We start from the raw sequence: 18,849 nt of genomic DNA on the forward strand, positions 1-18,849 counted from the left end.
AGTCGAACGGTAGGTTACGGCAGGAGTTCCACCGTCGCCGACTTCGCAAGATTCCGGCCTGTCGTACAAGAATCAGCGACGCAGAGTGTGTGCGTACACGACTTCGGAAAATTCGCTGGTCGATGCCAAACCGCCGAGGTCGGCGGTCGCGATGCCCGACGCGATGGTCGTGCGAACGGCATCTGAAATCCGGCGTGCTGCCGCAGACAACAACCGATCTCCCCGTGCATCACCGAGCCAGTCGAGCATCATCGCGCTGGAGAGGAACAGTGCCGTCGGGTTCGCCCGGTTCTTCCCGGCGATGTCGGGTGCTGCACCATGCGCAGCCTGAGCCATGACCTGTGTCTCGGAAGCGTTGATCGACGGCGCGGTTCCGAGTGAACCGGACAGCTCGCCCGCCAGATCGGACAGAATGTCGCCGAACATGTTTTCGGTCACCACGACATCGAAGTCGCCGCCGCGCCGAACCAGGTGCGCCGCCATCGCGTCGACGTGCTCGTCGTCGACGACCACGTGTGGGAACTCTGCGGCGACGGTTCTGCAGGCGTCGCGGAAGAGGCCGGTGGTCAGCGTGAGGACGTTCGCCTTGTGGACGATCGTGACGTGACTGCGCCGACGCGACGCCAACGTGAAGGCAGTGCGTGCGATCCGTTCACACGCAGCGCGGGTGAACACACCGACGGCCAGCGCGATGTCGGGCGTCGGCATGAATTCGCCGCTGCCGACCGCCATGTTCCGATCCGCGTACAACCCCTCGGTGTTCTCGCGGACGATCACCAGATCCATGTCGGGGACCATCGCCTTGACGCCGGGGAACGCTGCTGCCGGTCGGATGTTCGCGAACAACTCGAACTTCTTCCGGATGACGCCGCCGGGGGTGAGTTGTCCGCGAAACCTCTCGGGATACGACGCGCTGTCATGGGGTCCGAGGATCCAGCCCTGCAGCTGCCCCAACGCATCGATGGTCTCGTCGGGAATCGGCGTGCCATGAGTGTCGATGGCTGTACTCCCGAGCGGAAGCTCGACCCACTCGACGGGAGGAGCATGAACCGATGACAGCGCCGCATCCACGATCTGCCGTGTCGCCGGGACGATTTCGTGGCCGATTCCGTCGCCGTGCATGAGTCCCAGCCGCATGGCCGGAGTACCGATTGCGCTCGCACCTGTCATCAGGCAATCATTGCTCACCATGGTCCAGTCGGTGGAATTGCTCCTCGATCCGGCGAGCGAGTCGGCAGTCCGAGCACAATGGCAGCTTCTCGCCGACGCCGGACTACCAAGTCAGGCGTCCCATCACGGCCCGTCCAACCGCCCGCACATAACGCTGTTCGTCGCCCGCGAGATCCCCGCGGAGATCGACGAACAGTTGAAACGGCGCTTCTCGGCCCCGGACTTCGAAGTCCGACTCGGCGGCTACGTCGTGTTCGGCGGCAAGCAGATGGTCTTGGCGCGCTCGGTCATTCCTTCGCGCGCACTCCTTCACCTGCACCGGGAAATAGCCGAAGCCACAGCTGGCTCGACGGCACTTCCCGCCCACGTCGAGCCCGGCGGGTGGACGCCGCATGTAACGCTCGCCCGACGCGTCGAACCTGCACGTCTGGGCGAAGCCATCGGCTTGGTCGGTACCGACGTGATTCTCGGGCACAGCGGCGCGATCAGGCGCTGGGACGGTGAACGGAAGACGGAATGGTTACTGACGCCGCCGCTGTGACAGAGCGGGTTGCACGTCGGGTCACCAGGATTCCCGCGATCACCGCCAGTGCACCACAGGCTGATTCCAGCCAACGCTTTCGTCCAACACGATTGCGCCGAGCGCGACGCCCACCACTGGGCTGAGGTAAGTGACGGTGGATGCCGCTGTCGGCCCCCACCCGCGAACGACGTTGGTGTTCCAGATGAATGCGAGTCCGGTCCCCAGTGCGCCCAGCGCGATCATCGACAGGACAACTGCCGGCGTCAGGTGCATCGGCGCGCTTGCGACGATCGGAGAGGCCAGAACCATCACGAAAGCGCCGATACTGATCTGCATAAGCGCGACCGCACGAGTGTCGACACCGAGCGGAAGCACGAAACGTCTGAGGTAGACAAACGAAATGCCGTACGACGCAGTCGCTCCCAGGCAAGCGACCTGAGCACTCACACTTCCGGCGACGCCGAGATTCCACGGCGCCAACACGATCAGCACTCCACCGAATCCGAGAAGCAACCCCAGCGACTTGTATCGCGTCAGCGTCTCCCCCGGCAGGAAGGCAAGGGAGACAGCCATTGTCATCAGCGGCGTGGTGGCGTTGTAGATGCTCGCGAGCCCCGAGGACATGTTCTGCTCCGCCCAACTGAACAGCAGCCATGGCACGATGCATTGCGTCGCTGCGAGAAGCGCCATGTGCTTCCAGACGCGAAATTCCCGCGGTAGGCCGATCCGGCTGACCGCTGACACGAGAATCAGCGCGAGCGCACCGAAGACCAAGCGCCACAGAACCACCTGCGTGAAGGACAGACCTTCGAGCCCGATCTTCATGAAGAGGAAACTGGCTCCCCACACCAGCGCAGCTGCGGTGTATTGAATGGCCAGACTTGCCCTCAAAGGGTGAAGTCTCCATGCGGACTGACATCGTGACGAGTGTCGGGTGTGCGTCCGGCAAGAGCTAGTACGTTCAGGACCAGTAGGACCAGGAGGCTGACGACGATGATTGCCATGTGTCCAGCCTGACGGAATGTCCGACACAGGAATAGTGGCAGAAAAGCCAGACTTGGACGATTTTCTGCCACTTTGCCTTTTTTCTGTCACACTCGAAAGATGCTCGCGAAAGTGGTGGTCCCACTGATGCCGATGACCGAGGCGTTCGAACTCGGTGTGGCATGTGAAGTATTCGGCTTCGACCGATCCGACGACGGCCTCCCGACTTACGACTTCTCTCTGATCGCCGCTGTTCCGGGCCCGATCCGAACGCGCTTCGGCTACAACATCGATGTTCCGTACAACCTCGATTCCCTCGACGACGCCGATCTCATCGTCGTTTCCGCCGGCGGAACCTACGACGCAGGCGACGCCTACATGTGTTCACCGAGTCCCGACTCGAGTGTCGATCCCCTGTTGGTCAAACTGTGTGAGGCTGTAGCCCGCGGCGCCAAGGTGGCCAGCCTGTGCACCGGAGCGTTCGTCCTCGGGGCGGCAGGACTCCTGGACGGCAAGCGATGCACGACGCATTGGCGTCACGCAGAAAGGCTGGCGCAGACGTATCCGGAAGCCAAGGTCGATCCGGACGTGCTCTACGTGGACGAGGATCCAGTGTTCACCAGCGCAGGCACCGCGGCAGGAATCGACTTGTGCCTGCACATCGTGCGGAAGGAACAGGGTTCTCGCGTGGCCAACGGCATCGCGAGACGGATGGTGGTGCCACCCCACCGCGACGGTGGGCAGGCCCAGTACGTCGCCACTCCCCTCACCTCGACGCCGAGTGCAACCCTTGCTCCACTCCTCGACTGGATGACGGAGAATCTCGCCCTCGATCTCACCGTCGGTATGGTCGCGGCCCGAGCGAACATGTCCGCTCGCACGTTTGCCCGCCGTTTCCAAGCGGAAACGGGAACGACTCCCGCCCGATGGCTCAGTGATCAGCGGGTACTGGCCGCCCAGCAACTCCTGGAGAATTCGGATCTCTCCGTCGACGTCATCGCAGAACGCGTCGGTTTCGGCGGCGGCGCCGTGCTTCGCCAGCACTTCATCCGGCTTCGCTGCACCACGCCCCAGGCCTACCGCCGGACGTTTAGGGCGACCGAGAACGCAAGCTGAAATCGGCTCAGGGAAGAATCAGCGGTTCCGGGGCGTTGCACACACCAACAGCCCGCACAATGGAAAGGACCCCCGTGGCCACCCAGACACTCACCCAGCAGAACTTCGACGAAACGATCAACGGCAGCGACGTCGTCCTCGTGGACTTCTGGGCCTCCTGGTGCGGCCCGTGCCGCCAGTTCGCGCCGACGTTCGAAGCCTCTTCGGAGAAGCACGCCGACGTCGTTCACGCAAAGGTCGACACCGAGGCCGAGCAGGGAATCGCTGCAGCCGCCAACATCCGCTCGATCCCCACGATCATGGCTTTCCGCGAAGGCGTACTCGTGTTCAACCAGGCCGGCGCTCTCCCCGCTGCTCAGCTCGAAGAGCTCGTCACTCAGGTCAAGGCACTCGACATGGACGAGGTCCGCAAGCAAATCGCAGAGCAGACCGCTTCAGCTGAATAGCGAAAGAGAGCGCGCTCTGAATCGAATTCGATTCGGAGCGCGCTCTTTTCGTGGCCAGACTGTCTTGAAGCCGACTCAGTGAGCCGCGCTGTCCCAGCTTCGACCGGTTCCCACCGAAACATCCAGGGGTACCGACAACTCGATGGCTGTGGCCATCTTGTCCTTGACCAGTGCGGTGACTTCCTCCAACTCGGAGGCGACCACTTCGAGTACCAGTTCGTCGTGCACCTGCAACAGCATGCGCGACTTCAATCCGGCGTCGGCGAGAGCCTTCTGAACATTGATCATCGCAACCTTGATGATGTCGGCTGCGGTGCCCTGGATCGGCGCATTCAGGGCAGCACGTTCGGCGACCTCACGACGCTGACGGTTGTCGCTGTTGAGGTCCGGCAGGTAGCGACGACGACCGTAGAGCGTCGAGGTGTAACCGTCCTTACGTGCCTGCTCGACCACCGCGTGGAGATAATCCCGCACGCCGCCGAAACGAGCGAAGTACGCATCCATCTGCTGCTTCGCTTCTTCGGTCGAAATCTTCAGCTGTGACGCCAAACCGTAGGCACTCAGCCCGTAGGCCAGACCGTAAGACATCGCCTTGACCCGGCGCCGCAGTTCAGGTGTTACCTCTTCGATCGGTACACCGAATGCGCGCGAGCCGACAAAGCTGTGCAGGTCCTCACCGGTGTTGAATGCCTCGATCAGTCCCTCGTCGCCGGACACGTGCGCCATGATGCGCATTTCGATCTGGCTGTAGTCGGCAGTGAGCAGAACGTCGAAACCCTGCCCGACTACGAATCCGTCGCGAATCTCGCGTCCCGCGTCGTTTCGCACCGGGATGTTCTGCAAGTTCGGATCGGTCGACGACAGACGCCCGGTTGCGGCAACCGTCTGGTTGAACGTCGTGTGGATGCGACCGTCTTCGGCGACGGCCTTGAGAAGACCGTCGACGGTCACCTTCATACGCGTCGCATCACGGTGCGCGAGAAGGTGTTCGAGGAACGGGTGTCCTGTCTTGTCGAACAGACCTTGCAACGCCTCGGCGTCGGTGGTGTAGCCCGTCTTCGTCTTCTTGGTCTTGGGCATGTCGAGTTCTTCGAACAAGACCACCTGCAACTGCTTCGGCGAACCCAGGTTGATCTGCTTGTCGATCACCTCGTACGCGGAATTGGCGGCGTCGGCGACCTGGGAGGCGAAACGGCTCTGAAGATCATGCAGATGCGCGCTGTCGACGGCGATGCCGGTGGCCTCTATCTGAGCGAGCTCGATCGTCAACGGCAGTTCCATGTCGGAGAGCAGCGACTTGGACTCGATCGACTCCAACTCGGTGTCCAGCGCAGCTGCCAAGTCGAGAACGGCCTGAGCGCTGAGCATCGCGGTCTCGGCCGCTTCGGCATCGAGCTGTTCGGTGTCGTCGAGCAGTGAAAGCTGTTCCTGTCCGGATGTTTCGGCGCGAAGTTCGCGCTTGAGGTAGCGGAGCGAGAGGTCGTCGAGGTTGAAGCTGCGTTGACCCGGCCGGACGAGGTATGCGGCCAGAGCGGTGTCGCTGGTCAGTCCACCGAGCGTCCAACCCCGCCCACGCAGAGCGTGGATCGCCCATTTGGCTTCGTGCAGGGCCTTCGGCTGCGATGGGTCGGCGAGCCAATCACCTAGAGCTGCTTCGTCTTCCGGCGTTGCCGTCGATGCCGCGATGTATGCACATTCACCGTCCGAGGCCGCGATCGCGAGCGCAGTGACGTCGCCGGCAAACGGAGTTCTGGTTTCGAGCACCGTCACGCCGTGACGCTCACCGGTTCGCGCGTGGGCGTCGAGCCATGCGGCAACCGCACCCGGGGCGAGTGCGTCGCCGCTGACCTCGAACCCTTCCTCTGCTTCGGGCTCGGACGACGACAGGGTGGCGAACAGCCGATCGCGGAGAACCTTGAACTCGAGATCGTCGAACAACGCATGAATCTTCTCGCGGTCCCACGGAGCCAACACCAACTGCTCAGGCGTGTACGGCAACGGAACGTCGCGAACCATCTCGGTGAGCTGACGGTTGAGCAGGACGTTCGCGAGGTTCTCGCGTAGTGAGTCCCCCACCTTGCCGCGAACCTTGTCCACGTTGTCGACCAGTCCCTGCAGGTCGCCGTACTCACGGATCCACTTGGTGGCGGTCTTCTCGCCGACGCCGGGGATGCCGGGGAGGTTGTCACTCGGGTCGCCGCGCAGGGCAGCAAAATCCGGATACTGCGACGGGCTGAGGCTGTACTTCTCCTCTACCGCAGTCGGCGTGAATCGGGTGAGCTCCGAGACGCCCTTCTTCGGGTAGAGCACAGTGACGTTGTCGGTCACCAACTGCAGCGAGTCGCGGTCACCGGTCACGACGAGAACCCGGTATCCGAGTGCCTCCGCCTGCGTGGTCAACGTGGCGATCACGTCGTCGGCTTCGAAACCTTCCTCGGCCATGACCGGGATGCCCAGCGCGCCGAGAACGTCCTTGGTGATGTCGATCTGGCCCTTGAATTCGTCCGGAGCCTTCGCGCGCTGTGCCTTGTACTCGGGGAACAGGTCGGCGCGAAACGTCTGACGCGACACGTCGAAGGCCGCGGCCAAGTGGGTGGGCTGCTCGTCACGAAGAAGATTGATCAACATCGACGTGAAGCCGTACACCGCGTTGGTGGCCTGACCACTGTGTGTCTTGAAGTTCTCTGCGGGCAGCGCGTAGAAGGCGCGGAACGCCAACGAATGCCCGTCGAGAAGCATCAAGAGAGGGCGATCGTCCGCCTTGCCGGTGGTGCCGGCTGGAGCGGTGGACGTGCTGGACCGAGTTGTGGTTGCGGGGCTCACGGTTCATCAGTCTAGGGATCGCGACCGACATCGACGCCTTCGCCGTTGTTTATGCAGGAACAGACGCAAGAATCGGACAATTGATGCAGCCATTGCCCTTCGATACGGAACCGAAACATCCCGGAAATCTCAGAACCCCATCTGAAGCGAACGGAGCCGTTAGAGTCCGGAAATCGCAGCAACGGAACAATCCCTCTGCTGCGCGGCACCTTTGTCCAGACGCGCTATTCCCGACCCGCTCGGAGGACGTACGTGGCCCCACCCGTAGTGAAACGGCAGACCCTCGCGACACTCAGCCGACTACTGGCCTTTGCATTACTGACGTTCTTCGCATTACTCAGCCTGGCCGGAACTGCTTCTGCTCAGGAACCGACCACTTCCCCTGCACCGCCGACAGCACCGGTTCCCGACAACGCTGTCCCCGTCAGCGGCAATCTCAACAACGGCGGCACACGCCTCGCAGGCGTCACCGTGCGTGCACTCGATTCTTCCGGCACCGAAGTCGCCACCGGAGAATCGGCATCCAACGGCCGTTGGGAACTGGCCGTGGCACCGGGCACCTACACCTTCGAGATCGTTGCCGACACACTCCCCGACGGGGTCAGTGTGCAAGCCGCTGTCGAACGCGAGGTGGTGGCCGGCCGCGCGAACACCGTGATCTTCTCGTTCGGCGAGGTACGTACCGCCTCGAATGTCAGCTTCGGCGAGAAGCTGATTCGCACGACGGTCGACGGCCTGCGGTTCGGCCTCGTGATCGCGATCGCCGGAGTGGGTTTGAGCCTGATCTACGGCACCACGGGCCTGACCAACTTCGCTCACGGCGAGATGGTGACGTTGGGAGCCGTTGCTGCGTGGGTGATCAACACGTCCTTCGGCGTTCCGCTGATTCCGGCCACGATCCTCGCGATCTTGGTCGGCATCGGTATCGGCCTGCTGACCAACGGGATCGTCTGGAAACCACTGCGCAAGCGCAAGACCGGGTTGATCGCACAATTGGTGGTCTCGATCGGTCTCGCGATTTCCCTGCGCTACTTGATCCTGATCTTCTTCTCCGACCGCGCCGAACCGTTCGACGACTACCAGGGCCAGGTCGAGAAGAACTGGGGCCCGATCGCACTGACCGACGCCAACGCGATAGTCATGATCGTCAGTCTGGTCGTCCTGGTCGGCGTCGCCCTTCTCCTGCAGAAAACTCGGATCGGAAAGGCCATGCGCGCTGTCTCCGACAATCGTGACCTCGCCGCGTCCTCGGGAATCAACGTCGAACGCGTGATCATGTTCGTCTGGGGTCTCGGCGGCGGATTGGCCGCCCTCGGCGGTGTGCTGTTCGGTATCTCCGAACTCGGCGGACGCGTCCAGTGGGAAATGGGCTTCAAACTCTTGCTGCTCATGTTCGCCGGAATCACCCTCGGTGGTCTGGGAACCGCGTACGGGGCGCTACTCGGCTGCGTCATCGTCGGACTTCTGGTCCAACTCTCGACGCTCATCATCAACCCCGACCTCAAATACATCGGCGGACTTCTCGTCTTGATCGTGATCCTCGTGGTTCGCCCCCAGGGCATCCTCGGATCCAGACAAAGGATCGGGTGACGAATATGGACATCATGGGAGCTTTCCAGGTTTCCTTCGCCCAGTTGATCGGGCCGTCGGCAATCTTCTACGCACTGCTGGCAATCGGGCTGAACCTGCACTTCGGCTACGCCGGACTGCTCAACTTCGGTCAGATCGGTTTCGCCCTCCTGGGCGGCTACGGCGTCGGCATCATGACCGTGACCTACGACCAGCCGTTGTGGCTCGGCATCCTCGTCGGACTCACCGCAGCCGGTCTCCTCGCACTCGTGCTCGGTATCCCGACGCTGCGTCTGCGCGCCGACTATCTCGCCATCGTCACCATCGCCGCGTCGGAGATCCTGCGTCTGATCTTCCGCTCGACCGCGTCGGATTCGGTGACCGGTTCCACCAACGGCCTGTTCGGTTTCGCAGACCCGTTCACCGCACTGAGCCCCTTCGACTCGGCCAAGCAGTACTCGTTTCTCGGCGTGAAGTTCTACGGAGACGACCTCTGGTCGATGGTCGTGGGATGGACCCTCGTGTTGATCTTGTGCGGATTCGTCTACCTGTTGACGCACAGTCCGTGGGGGCGTGTCCTCAAGGCGGTGCGTGAAGACGAGGACGCAGCGCGATCGTTGGGCAAGAACGTCTTCGTGTACAAGATGCAGGCGCTGGTTCTCGGCGGCGTGATCGGTGGTCTGGCCGGTGTGTTCAACGCCCTGCAAACCAAGTCCATCAACCCAGACTTCTACTCGACCGCGCAGACGTTCTTCGCGTTCGGCGCGCTGATTCTGGGCGGGGCGGCAACGGTATTCGGCCCGGTGGTCGGCGCAATGTTGTTCTGGTTCCTCCTCGCCATCCCTGATGCATTGTTGCGTCAGGCGATCTCCGGCGAAAATCCGCTGCTTTCACTGACGGAACAGCAAGTCGGAGCCACCAGGTATGCCCTGCTCGGGTTGATGATCGCTCTCCTGATGGTCTTCAGACCGCAGGGAATACTGGGTAACAAGCGGGAGGTGCAACTCAATGCTTGACGCCGATACCAGAGCACAGATCTTTGCCGACGTTCCCCACCTTCCCGGATCGGCGAAACCCGACCCGGTACTGGTCGCTGACCACGTCTCGCGGACGTTCGGCGGTCTCAAGGCTGTCGACGTCGATCACCTCGAGATTCAACGCGGGTGCATCACGGGTCTGATCGGCCCCAACGGTGCCGGAAAAACGACGCTCTTCAACCTCCTCACCGGATTCGACCGGCCGGACACCGGTACATGGTCGATGGACGGTCAATCGCTGGGCCTCATGTATCCCCACCAGGTAGCCAGGAAAGGAGTGGTACGGACGTTCCAGTTGACCAAGGCGCTCTCCAAACTCACAGTGCTGGACAACGTACGACTGGGTGCCACCGGCCAACGAGGTGAACGCATCTTCGCTTCTCTCGTCCCGTGGATCTGGAAAGGGCAGGAACGCGAGATCACCGAACGCGCCAACGAACTCCTCGCACGATTCAAACTCGACACCAAGGCAGACGACCTCGCCGGTTCACTCTCCGGTGGGCAGCGCAAACTGCTCGAAATGGCTCGCGCACTCATGACCTCTCCCTCGGTGGTGATGCTCGACGAACCGATGGCGGGGGTCAATCCTGCTCTGACGCAAAGCCTGCTCGGACACATCAAGTCACTGCGCGACGACGGAATGACGGTCGTGTTCGTCGAGCACGACATGGACGTGATCCGAGACATCAGCGACTGGGTGGTGGTCATGGCACAGGGCAGCGTCATCGCCGAGTCCACCCCGGACGAACTCTCGTCCAACACAGCTGTCGTCGACGCATATCTGGGCAGCCACCACGACCAAGCCCTCGAGTTCGACGACAACGGAAATCCGGTGGGCGAGACGGCCGTTCTGGCCGCCGCCCTGGCAGAAGCCGAGGTCGAAACCCTCGAGGCGGGCGGTGACCTCTCGGAACCAGACATCGACAACCTTCCGGCCGATCTCGCCGCGACACTGGAATCGAGTCCCGAGGAACCGCGCGGAAGGCACGAGAAGCCATGAGCGAGAACCACGCACGTTCACTCACGCCCGCAGAGTTCGCCGCAACTGCCGAGGAGCATCAGCGACTGTCGGCAGGTGCCCTGCTCCGCGCCGACAGCCTCGTCGCCGGCTACATTCCCGGCGTCAACATCCTGCGTGAGTGCAACTTCTTCCTGAAGGAAGGCGAGATCGTCGGAATCATCGGACCGAACGGCGCAGGCAAGTCGACACTCCTGAAGTCACTGTTCGGTTTGATACCGGTTCGCGAAGGGTCGGTCACTCTTCGCGAGGACGACATCACGTCCGCGCCCGCTCACGTCCTCGTGCAGAAGGGAGTCGGGTACGTCCCTCAGACACAGAACGTCTTTCAGACTTTGACTATCGAAGAAAACCTCGAGATGGGAATTTATCTGCGACCCAAGGCATTCGCGGAGCGGTTTGCCTTCGTGAGTGAACTGTTCCCGCTGCTGAGTGAACGACGAAAGGTGAAGGCCGGCGCACTCTCGGGCGGCGAACGTCAGATGGTCGCGATGGGCCGGGCTTTGATGATGGATCCGTCGGTCCTGCTCCTCGACGAACCGTCCGCGGGCCTGTCCCCGATGTTCCAGGACGAGGTGTTCATCCGCTGCAAGAAGATCAATGCTGCGGGTGTCTCGGTCATCATGGTCGAGCAAAACGCGCGCCGCTGCCTTCAGATCTGCGACCGCGGCTACGTACTCGATCAGGGTAAGAACGCGTACACCGACACCGGCGCCAATCTGATGAACGACCCCAAGGTGATCGAGTTGTACCTGGGAACGCTCGCCGGAAGCAAAGAGAAGTAGGAAGGACACGAGAACGGGCCAGGGTCTCGCGACCCTGGCCCGTTCTCGTCGACTGCTTACTTGCACACCACTTACTTGCCCACGACCACGAATCCTTCTGTGGTCAGCGTGTTCTCAGGGCCGAACTTGAGCTTTCCGTACGAACCGATGGACGGTTCTCCCGAATCGTTGAAGTCCAACTCACCGGTGATGCCGTCGTAGTCGATGTCGGTTCCCGCCTTCACCAACGGCAGGCACTCGACATAGGACGTGCACTTGGTGCCACCTTCGGTGACGCTGTTGATGTTGGCTGCGATGTCGGTGCCGGCCGTCGACTTCGCCTGCTCGGCAGCGAGCGCTGAGATCACCACCGCGTCGTACGACTCTCCGGCGTAGTTGAAGTCGATCAGGGAGGGGTTCACAGCCTTCAGACGATCCTGGAAGGCAGCTCCGACGTCCGTCAGGGGCGTAGTTCCCTGCATCGTGTCGAGCAACGGCTTCGCCACGGATTCGCCCAGCGCATTACCCATGTTGCCGTCCACGCCGTACATCGCCATTCCGTCCGACGGGCCGATGCCCACTTCGTGCATGCGCGTGATGATCTTCGCCGACTCTTCGAAGCCCACCAATGCCACTGCATCCGGATTGAAGTTCTTGACCTGATCGACTTCGGAGTTGAACGACTGTGCGTTCGGGTCGTAGATGATCTTCTCGATCTGATCGGACGGGACACCCGAATCGATCAGATTCTTTTCGATGTTGTCCGCCAGACCCGTCCCGTACGGGTCGTTGAGGGCCATGATCGCTACGCGCTGACCGCCATCGTCCGAAATGAGCTGTGCGACGGCCTGAGCCTGCAGTACGTCCGTCGGAGCGGTGCGGAAGTACATGCCCTTGTCGGGGTAGCAAACGAATTGGTCCGAGGTGTTGGCAGGCGAGAACATCACGACGCCTGCGCTGGCGATCTTGTCGATCACCTTGAGCGAGACCGACGATGACGCGGCGCCGACGATGACCTGAGTGCCTGCAGCCAATTCGCGGTCGACGGTGGTGTTGGCGGTGTCCGTTGTGGTGTCCCCCGAATCGCCGGGAATCAGCTGGACCGGTTGGCCGAGAACGCCTCCGGCTGCGTTGACGTCGTTGACTCCCAGCTGGGTGCCCGCGACCATCGGCGGCCCGAGGAACGACAAGCTGCCGGTGTCGGGAAGAAGCGTGCCGATGCGCAGTGCTTCCGTGGACGGGGTGGCGCCGGCCTTGGCCTGCTCCGGGGTGCAATCGGTCGTGACGGATGTCGTCGCGGCAGAAGCGCCGGACGTAGAGCCACTCGAAGACGAGTCATCCGACTTGTCCGAGCTACAGCCTGCAAGTGCCAGTGATGCCGCGCCGAGAACTGCAGCAGTACGCACAAGTGTTCGTCTAGCCATCCCACGCTCCTAAGATCAGCCGGTGCTCGCGCCACCCGAACTGGCGCTCGCTGTGGGATCAGACGCTAGACCTTGGAACCGTTTCGCGATCCTTCAAGAAAGCCCTGTGACCTGACTGTTATCTGAAGGCGCACAGTGTTTACACGGCTGTAGCGCTGCGCGAGGTTTCGAACGTCGACGCAGCTGCTCGATACAGCCGGGTTCCGGACACTTCGCTCAAGCGTCCGGTTCACCGCCCAGGGTTTCCAGCACGACCTGTGCGACGGCCTTCATCGTGGAACGCCTGTCCATCGCCGCGCGCTGGATCCACTTGAACGCCTCGGGTTCGGTGAGCGCTTGGCGAACCATCAGAACACTCTTGGCACGCTCGATCAGCTTGCGTGCTTCGAGCCGGTCGGACAGATCGGCGACCTCACGCTCGAGCGCCGTCACCTCTCGGAAACGACTGACCGCCAATTCGACGGCGGGAACGAGGTCACTGATGGAGAACGGCTTGACCAAGTAAGCCATGGCGCCGGCATCGCGCGCGCGCTCCACCAACTCGCGCTGACTGAATGCTGTGAGAATGACAACAGGAGCGATGCGTTTGGCGGCAATCTCCGAAGCGGCGTCGATGCCGTCTCTCCTGGGCATCTTCACGTCCATGATGACCAGATCAGGCTTGAGCGACTCGGCCAACTCCACCGCGACCTGCCCGTCGCCGGCCTCACCGACGACGTCGTAGCCCTCTTCGCGAAGCATCTCGACCAGATCCATACGGATCAACGCCTCGTCTTCAGCGACGACAACACGACGGGGTGCGAGCTGATTGCCTTGCGGCTGCGGCGAATTCATGGCCACCATCCTCCTCCATCGAACCGCCCCGACACGAGACGCGAACGATTAGAGGGTACCGGTGTTTGACATTGAAATCGCATCTTCTAATGTAGTCATCGCAACAAGCCCTCGTATCCCAATTGGCAGAGGAAACGGATTCAAAACCCGTCCAGTGTGAGTTCGAGTCTCACCGAGGGCACCACTTGCCGCAGCCGCCGCACCGCAAGGTTCGGCATTCGGCTGTACCCCAGATCAACCGCAGCTAGATTCGATCCATGAACGGTCGTCGGCTGATTGCTCTGTTCGGAGCCATCTTTATCTTCGTGCTGCTCTCCGGGTGTCAGACAGACGACCAATCCGACACCGCCCGCGAATCCAACACTGTCCGCGAATCCAACACTGCCGGCGAATCTTCCACCCAGACCGTCCTCGATGCTGCAACACAGACCGGCACCCTTCAGGTCGGATCCCCTCCGGTCGATGCCCCATCCACCGAGATCTCCATGCTTCCCCCGTTGCCGAACGACACGGAGATCCCTTCACCGAATCCGCGCGTCGAGGTGACCGAGATCGACGTGACCGATCACGATGGTTTCACTCGCATCACCTATCGCTTCGACGGAAGCGGACCTGTGTTCTGGAAAACCGAATACGTCAGTGAAGCAATCCGAGCGGGTGACAGCACAGTCGTGGATGTCGGAAGTCGATCGATACTTCAAATCGACCAGATGGGAGTCCAATCGGATTCGTCGCTCAACTCCGTATCTCACGAGGGCGAAAACATCACGCGCATAGACAGTGCAGCCAGGAACAGTGCGATCCTGCAGTCGTTTGTCGGCACGGTCGACATCCGTCCGGCATACACCGTATCGACATCCGATTCACCGTCCCAGTTGACGATCGACATCCCCAAAGCAGACAGCTGACTGTCGAATACCCAATTGCGCGCTCAGCTCAGCCATTCCAGCGCAGCGGTGCTCGACGCGGTAATTCGGTTATCGCGGGGCGGATGAATACTCCGTCTCGAAACCGAGGTCTCACAATCGATCCGAGGCGATTGCGGGGTCCGGTTCAACACGACTGTCATGATTCTCACTGCATGCCCGAACTTCCGCTGCTCGAACTGCTGCTGCCAGTGTTTGTTCCAGCAGGACCGCCACCGTCATGGGGCCGACGCCACCCGGCACCGGTGTGATCGCACCGGCATGTGGGAGCGCAGCGGCGTACTCCACGTCTCCGACGTTGCCCGCGTTGTACCCCGCATCGATCACCACTGCCCCAGGCTTGATCCACGCCCCTTTGATCAGTTCCGGAACGCCGACAGCGGCGATGACGACGTCTGCCGTACCGACGTGGGCGGCAAGGTCGACGGTTCGCGAATGGCAGTACGTCACTGTCGCGTCCCGACGCAGGAGCAGCATCCCCATCGGCAATCCGAGTATCGGGCTTCGGCCGACCACGACGGCATGCTTTCCGGCGAGTTCGACGCCTGTGGCGTCGAGCAGGCGCAGGATGCCACTCGGGGTACACGATTCGAATCCCCCACCGTTCAAGGCCATTGCCGCGAACGACGCCGAGGTAACGCCGTCGACGTCCTTGTCGGCCGAGATCGCGTCGAACGCGACCCGCTCGTCGATATGGACCGGCACCGGATGCTGCAGCAGTATGCCGTCGACCACAGGATCCTCCGACAACGCTCTCAACACGTCGACAAGTTCTTCGGTGGTTGTACTCACCGGGAGTTCGACCGTCCGCGACGTCATTCCAACGGCGACAGACCGATTGGCCTTCATCCGCACATAGGCCTTCGACGCCGGGTCCGCTCCCACGATGACGGCGGCCAGGCAAGGAACGTGCCCCGTCTCATCACGAAACTGCCTGGTGCGCACCGACAGGTCCGCGAGCGCAGCATCGGCAATTGCGCGTCCGTCGATAACTCGAGCGGGCGCGTTCTGGCTGGGCAGATTTCCGGTAGACAGATTTCCGGTAGACAGATTTCCGGTAGACAGTTTTTCAGTAGACATGGATCCCCTTCACACAAGATGTGTGAAGCACCCAGGCGGTCGATGCCTCGCGATGTGCACTCCCCGGTGGTAATTCCCACCCGCGCCAGTCGTGCATGGTCAGCGTACCGCGCGTTTGTTTCACTGCCACGAAACGCATCCAGAACGCCGCTCTCAAAACGAGACAAATCGACAGAACCTATCAATAGGTAACGATCTGACCTGCAGTTATTCCATCCTAAGCAATTAGATGGCACGATGGGTGCAACCGCACGGGCACCAAGCATTGGAGGCACCGATGGACAACGGCAAGATCAACCTGACCTATGACGGTCGGGTGTCACTGAGCTTCCAATTGGCGATTCCGCACGCACCGGACAAGGTCTGGAAGGTCATAACGGAACGCGAGTACCTCGACGCCTGGTTCCCGGCGGACGTCGATTTCAATCTCACTCCAGGCGCGGATCTGCTGTTCAAGGTGACACCGGAACAAGTCGAGCGATTCGGGCTGCCCGCAGATCATGTGACGCGCGGGACGGTCATCAGCGTCCACCCGCACCGAATTCTCGAATTCCTCTGGGACGCAGATACTCTGCATTGGGAACTGGCGCCGGACGGCACCGGCGGCTGTTGGCTGACCCTCACCCACACGATGGAAGACGAAGAGTCGGCGTACGCCCACGCCGCCGGTTGGCACGCGGGCTTGGAAGTTGTTGCGGCTCAGCTCGATGGACGCGAGGTCGACTGGTCTCCGTGGGACCGAGCCGACGAACTCTCACCGCAATATCGCAAGTCTGCTTGAATCTGGGCCCGAGTTCAGTCTCGGGCCCGCCTCTCATTCCCCTTTACGCGGGAAATGCCTGATCATTCCTTCTTGGACCACCGTCGCCAACAGCAGTCCTTCCACCGAGAAGTACCGTCCGGTTGCCAGACCGCGCGAACCCGCAGCGACCGGCGATTCGGTGGCGTACAGAACCCAGTCGGTGAACCGGAACGGGCGATGGAACCAGATCGAATGATTGACCGTCGCCGCGACGATACGATCATGACCCCAGGACAAACCATGAGTGGTCAGAATCGAATCGAGCACGGTGGTGTCGGACGAATATGCCAGCGTCGCAGCGTGAATGAGCGAATCGTCCGGCAGATCACCGTCGGGGCGCATCCACACCCGATTGTGGTTGAGTTTCTCGCCGGTGCCCTTGAGGATCCACGCCGGATCGTTGGCGTACCGCATGTCGATCGGCTTGAGCGCTGCACTGAAATGCGGCAGCTTCTCCTCGTACCCCACCAGATGATCGCCGATGGGAGGCAACGACTCCGGAAGTGGAACATCCGGAATCTCGACAGCATGGTCGAGCCCCTTGCCGGAGTCCTGGAATGCCGCGAGCATCACGAACAATTCGTTCTCACCCTGATAGGCCGTCACCTGGCGATTGGCGAATGCCCTCCCGTCGCGATGACGCTCCACCCGGTAGTCGATAGGCGCCTTGACATCTCCGCCCCGAATGAAGTGGGCGTTCACGGCATGGATGGGGCGATCACCATCGACGGTCCGTCCAGCGGCCATCAGTGCCTGAGACACCAACTGACCGCCGAACGTCCGCGAACCTACCTGCTTCGGGTGGTATCCACGGAACGCATCTTCACCGATCTGCTCCAGATCCAACAGACCGAGGAGAGTACCGAGGTCGGTGGACGCGTTCGCGTGGGTCACTCAGTGGTCCTCTTCGCCGATGCGGTGGACGTGAATGAGGTTGGTGGAGCCGACAGTTCCCGGAGGGGACCCGGCAACGATCACCACGAGGTCGCCCTTGACGTACCGCCCGAGGGAGAGCAATGCACTGTCCACCTGACGCACCATCTCGTCGGTGGTGGCCACCGCATCGACCAGGAACGTCTCGGTTCCCCACGTCAGCGTCAGCTGACTGCGCACAGCGGGCAGCGGCGTGAAGGCGAGCAACGGCAGCGGCGTGTGCAGACGAGCCAGTCGGCGCACCGTGTCACCGGACTGAGTGAACGCAACCAAGGCCTTGGCGTCGAGACGTTCGCCGATGTCGCGTGCGGCGTACGAGATGACACCGCGCTTGGTGCGCGGGACGTGGGTCAGCGGTGGGACACGGGTTGATTCGTTCTCGACGGCCTCGACGATGCGGGCCATGGTGCGAACAGTTTCCATGACGTACTTGCCCACCGAAGTCTCGCCCGAGAGCATGACTGCATCCGCGCCGTCGAGAACGGCGTTGGCGACATCGGACGCCTCTGCACGAGTCGGACGTGAGTTCTCGATCATCGATTCGAGCATCTGCGTGGCGACGATGACCGGCTTCGCGTTCTCACGAGCAATCTGGATTGCGCGCTTCTGAACGAGCGGGACCTGCTCGAGCGGCAACTCGACACCGAGGTCACCGCGGGCGACCATGACGGCGTCGAACGCGAGCACGATGGCTTCGAGATTGTCGATGGCCTCGGGCTTCTCGAGCTTCGCGATGACGGGAACGCGGCGCCCGACTCGATCCATGATGGCGTGAACCAACTCGACGTCCGCGGGTGAGCGAACGAAGGACAGTGCAATGAAGTCGACGCCCAGCTTGAGCGCAAACTCGAGGTCTGCGATGTCCTTGCCCGACAGGGCTGGAACGGAGACGTTCATACCGGGCAGTGAGAGGCCCTTGTTGTTGCTGACCGGACCGCCTTCGGTGACCCGACAGACGACGTCGTTGCCGTCGATGGACGTGACGACCAGGCCGACCTTTCCGTCGTCGACCAGCAGTCGATCGCCGGCCTTGGCGTCGCGCGCCAATTCCTTGTACGTGGTGCCGACGCGATCGTGCGTTCCCTCGACGTCGTCGACGGTGATACGAACTTCTTCGCCGTTGGCCCAGGTGGTCCGCTCGTCCTTGAATCGGCCGAGGCGAATCTTGGGTCCCTGAAGGTCGGCGAGAACACCGACGGCCTTTCCGGTGGCGTCCGACGCGGCGCGGACGCGAATGTAGTTTTCTTCGTGATCGGCATGCTCGCCGTGGCTGAAGTTGAGGCGAGCCACGTCCATGCCGCTCTCCACGAGCTCACGGATGCGGTCGCCAGAAGCTGTCGCAGGTCCAAGTGTGCATACAATTTTTGTCCGTCGGTTCACGGCTCGAGCCTAGTCGCTAC

General features: G+C 61.8%; 16 protein-coding genes, 1 tRNA gene, 1 pseudogene and 1 riboswitch. Of the genes and pseudogenes, 10 read left to right on the top strand and 8 right to left on the bottom strand.

Going from position 1 to position 18,849, the window contains the following annotated elements:
• Nucleotides 1-72: 72 nt before the first annotated feature.
• The gene (locus DBV08_RS30155) at nucleotides 73-1,170 is read right to left on the bottom strand and encodes an isocitrate/isopropylmalate dehydrogenase family protein (protein ID WP_124569811.1); all 1,098 of its coding nucleotides are present in this window, start codon (nucleotides 1,168-1,170) and stop codon (nucleotides 73-75) included.
• Here DBV08_RS30155 and DBV08_RS30160 point away from each other — a divergent pair.
• The gene (locus DBV08_RS30160) at nucleotides 1,136-1,711 is read left to right on the top strand and encodes a 2'-5' RNA ligase family protein (protein ID WP_172436779.1); all 576 of its coding nucleotides are present in this window, start codon (nucleotides 1,136-1,138) and stop codon (nucleotides 1,709-1,711) included. The genes DBV08_RS30155 and DBV08_RS30160 overlap by 35 nt on opposite strands.
• On the opposite strand, the pseudogene DBV08_RS30165 reads toward DBV08_RS30160, so the two are convergent.
• Nucleotides 1,656-2,584, bottom strand: a pseudogene (locus DBV08_RS30165) (DMT family transporter). The gene DBV08_RS30160 and the pseudogene DBV08_RS30165 sit on opposite strands and share 56 nt — an antisense overlap.
• 213 nt (nucleotides 2,585-2,797) lie before the next feature.
• On the opposite strand from DBV08_RS30165, the gene DBV08_RS30170 reads away from it, so the two are divergent.
• A complete protein-coding gene (locus DBV08_RS30170; RefSeq protein ID WP_124569812.1) occupies nucleotides 2,798-3,793 on the top strand; it encodes a helix-turn-helix domain-containing protein in 996 nt (331 codons plus the stop codon).
• A gap of 74 nt (nucleotides 3,794-3,867) precedes the next feature.
• Nucleotides 3,868-4,239 carry a thioredoxin gene (gene trxA / locus DBV08_RS30175; protein ID WP_003944106.1) on the top strand — a complete coding sequence of 124 codons (372 nt, stop codon included), beginning with the start codon at nucleotides 3,868-3,870 and terminating at the stop codon, nucleotides 4,237-4,239.
• Nucleotides 4,240-4,314: 75 nt separating this feature from the next.
• Here trxA and polA read toward each other — a convergent pair whose 3' ends face one another.
• Nucleotides 4,315-7,062 carry a DNA polymerase I gene (gene polA, locus DBV08_RS30180; protein ID WP_124569813.1) on the bottom strand — a complete coding sequence of 916 codons (2,748 nt, stop codon included), beginning with the start codon at nucleotides 7,060-7,062 and terminating at the stop codon, nucleotides 4,315-4,317.
• A gap of 252 nt (nucleotides 7,063-7,314) precedes the next feature.
• Between polA and DBV08_RS30185 the strand changes: the two genes are divergently transcribed.
• From DBV08_RS30185 to DBV08_RS30200, 4 genes are read left to right on the top strand one after another with little or no spacing between them, the layout of a single operon-like run.
• Nucleotides 7,315-8,652, top strand: coding sequence for a branched-chain amino acid ABC transporter permease (locus tag DBV08_RS30185; protein ID WP_378373619.1), 1,338 nt, complete (start codon nucleotides 7,315-7,317; stop codon nucleotides 8,650-8,652).
• A gap of 5 nt (nucleotides 8,653-8,657) precedes the next feature.
• Nucleotides 8,658-9,647 carry a branched-chain amino acid ABC transporter permease gene (locus tag DBV08_RS30190; RefSeq protein WP_124569844.1) on the top strand — a complete coding sequence of 330 codons (990 nt, stop codon included), beginning with the start codon at nucleotides 8,658-8,660 and terminating at the stop codon, nucleotides 9,645-9,647.
• Nucleotides 9,640-10,668: an ABC transporter ATP-binding protein gene (locus DBV08_RS30195; protein ID WP_124569814.1), complete on the top strand. Its 1,029-nt coding sequence runs from the start codon at nucleotides 9,640-9,642 to the stop codon at nucleotides 10,666-10,668. Before DBV08_RS30190 ends, DBV08_RS30195 begins: the two co-directional genes overlap by 8 nt.
• The gene (locus DBV08_RS30200) at nucleotides 10,665-11,471 is read left to right on the top strand and encodes an ABC transporter ATP-binding protein (protein WP_124569815.1); all 807 of its coding nucleotides are present in this window, start codon (nucleotides 10,665-10,667) and stop codon (nucleotides 11,469-11,471) included. Before DBV08_RS30195 ends, DBV08_RS30200 begins: the two co-directional genes overlap by 4 nt.
• 71 nt (nucleotides 11,472-11,542) lie before the next feature.
• On the opposite strand, the gene DBV08_RS30205 is transcribed toward DBV08_RS30200, so the two are convergent.
• A complete protein-coding gene (locus tag DBV08_RS30205) occupies nucleotides 11,543-12,874 on the bottom strand; it encodes an ABC transporter substrate-binding protein (protein ID WP_003944031.1) in 1,332 nt (443 codons plus the stop codon).
• 216 nt (nucleotides 12,875-13,090) lie between these two features.
• The gene (locus tag DBV08_RS30210) at nucleotides 13,091-13,708 is read right to left on the bottom strand and encodes an ANTAR domain-containing response regulator (protein WP_003944029.1); all 618 of its coding nucleotides are present in this window, start codon (nucleotides 13,706-13,708) and stop codon (nucleotides 13,091-13,093) included.
• A 107-nt stretch (nucleotides 13,709-13,815) separates the two neighbouring features.
• On the opposite strand from DBV08_RS30210, the gene DBV08_RS30215 reads away from it, so the two are divergent.
• Together DBV08_RS30215 and DBV08_RS30220 are read left to right on the top strand one after the other, a co-directional pair.
• Nucleotides 13,816-13,892, top strand: a tRNA-Leu gene (locus DBV08_RS30215).
• Between the two features lie 73 nt (nucleotides 13,893-13,965).
• Nucleotides 13,966-14,616: a hypothetical protein gene (locus DBV08_RS30220; protein WP_124569816.1), complete on the top strand. Its 651-nt coding sequence runs from the start codon at nucleotides 13,966-13,968 to the stop codon at nucleotides 14,614-14,616.
• A gap of 111 nt (nucleotides 14,617-14,727) precedes the next feature.
• On the opposite strand, the gene DBV08_RS30225 is transcribed toward DBV08_RS30220, so the two are convergent.
• Nucleotides 14,728-15,714, bottom strand: coding sequence for a bifunctional 5,10-methylenetetrahydrofolate dehydrogenase/5,10-methenyltetrahydrofolate cyclohydrolase (locus DBV08_RS30225; RefSeq protein ID WP_124569817.1), 987 nt, complete (start codon nucleotides 15,712-15,714; stop codon nucleotides 14,728-14,730).
• A gap of 22 nt (nucleotides 15,715-15,736) precedes the next feature.
• Nucleotides 15,737-15,817, bottom strand: a riboswitch (ZMP/ZTP riboswitch).
• Between the two features lie 174 nt (nucleotides 15,818-15,991).
• Between DBV08_RS30225 and DBV08_RS30230 the strand changes: the two genes are divergently transcribed.
• Nucleotides 15,992-16,495 (top strand): SRPBCC domain-containing protein, encoded by a 504-nt coding sequence (locus DBV08_RS30230; RefSeq protein ID WP_003944006.1) that lies wholly within the window; start codon nucleotides 15,992-15,994, stop codon nucleotides 16,493-16,495.
• 33 nt (nucleotides 16,496-16,528) lie between these two features.
• Here the strand turns inward: DBV08_RS30230 and DBV08_RS30235 are convergent, their stop codons facing one another.
• Both DBV08_RS30235 and pyk read right to left on the bottom strand, forming a co-directional pair.
• Nucleotides 16,529-17,410: an acyl-CoA thioesterase II gene (locus tag DBV08_RS30235; RefSeq protein WP_124569818.1), complete on the bottom strand. Its 882-nt coding sequence runs from the start codon at nucleotides 17,408-17,410 to the stop codon at nucleotides 16,529-16,531.
• Nucleotides 17,411-18,829, bottom strand: a complete 1,419-nt coding sequence (gene pyk, locus DBV08_RS30240; RefSeq protein WP_003944038.1) for a pyruvate kinase — start codon at nucleotides 18,827-18,829, stop codon at nucleotides 17,411-17,413.
• Between the last annotated feature and the right edge of the window lie 20 nt (nucleotides 18,830-18,849).

Source organism: Rhodococcus sp. KBW08 (assembly GCF_003852455.1).
In the GTDB taxonomy this organism is placed as follows: domain Bacteria; phylum Actinomycetota; class Actinomycetes; order Mycobacteriales; family Mycobacteriaceae; genus Rhodococcus_F; species Rhodococcus_F baikonurensis.

Excerpts from the sequence above, each read along its gene's own strand:
- DBV08_RS30225 (WP_124569817.1), bottom strand. The coding sequence starts at position 15,714 with ATGTCTACTGAAAAACTGTCTACCGGAAATCTGTCTACCGGAAATCTG.
- DBV08_RS30220 (WP_124569816.1), top strand. The coding sequence starts at position 13,966 with ATGAACGGTCGTCGGCTGATTGCTCTGTTCGGAGCCATCTTTATCTTC.
- DBV08_RS30205 (WP_003944031.1), bottom strand. The coding sequence starts at position 12,874 with ATGGCTAGACGAACACTTGTGCGTACTGCTGCAGTTCTCGGCGCGGCA.
- DBV08_RS30230 (WP_003944006.1), top strand. The coding sequence starts at position 15,992 with ATGGACAACGGCAAGATCAACCTGACCTATGACGGTCGGGTGTCACTG.
- DBV08_RS30155 (WP_124569811.1), bottom strand. The coding sequence starts at position 1,170 with ATGACAGGTGCGAGCGCAATCGGTACTCCGGCCATGCGGCTGGGACTC.
- DBV08_RS30170 (WP_124569812.1), top strand. The coding sequence starts at position 2,798 with ATGCTCGCGAAAGTGGTGGTCCCACTGATGCCGATGACCGAGGCGTTC.
- DBV08_RS30210 (WP_003944029.1), bottom strand. The coding sequence starts at position 13,708 with ATGAATTCGCCGCAGCCGCAAGGCAATCAGCTCGCACCCCGTCGTGTT.
- DBV08_RS30200 (WP_124569815.1), top strand. The coding sequence starts at position 10,665 with ATGAGCGAGAACCACGCACGTTCACTCACGCCCGCAGAGTTCGCCGCA.
- DBV08_RS30190 (WP_124569844.1), top strand. The coding sequence starts at position 8,658 with ATGGACATCATGGGAGCTTTCCAGGTTTCCTTCGCCCAGTTGATCGGG.
- DBV08_RS30195 (WP_124569814.1), top strand. The coding sequence starts at position 9,640 with ATGCTTGACGCCGATACCAGAGCACAGATCTTTGCCGACGTTCCCCAC.
- DBV08_RS30160 (WP_172436779.1), top strand. The coding sequence starts at position 1,136 with ATGGCCGGAGTACCGATTGCGCTCGCACCTGTCATCAGGCAATCATTG.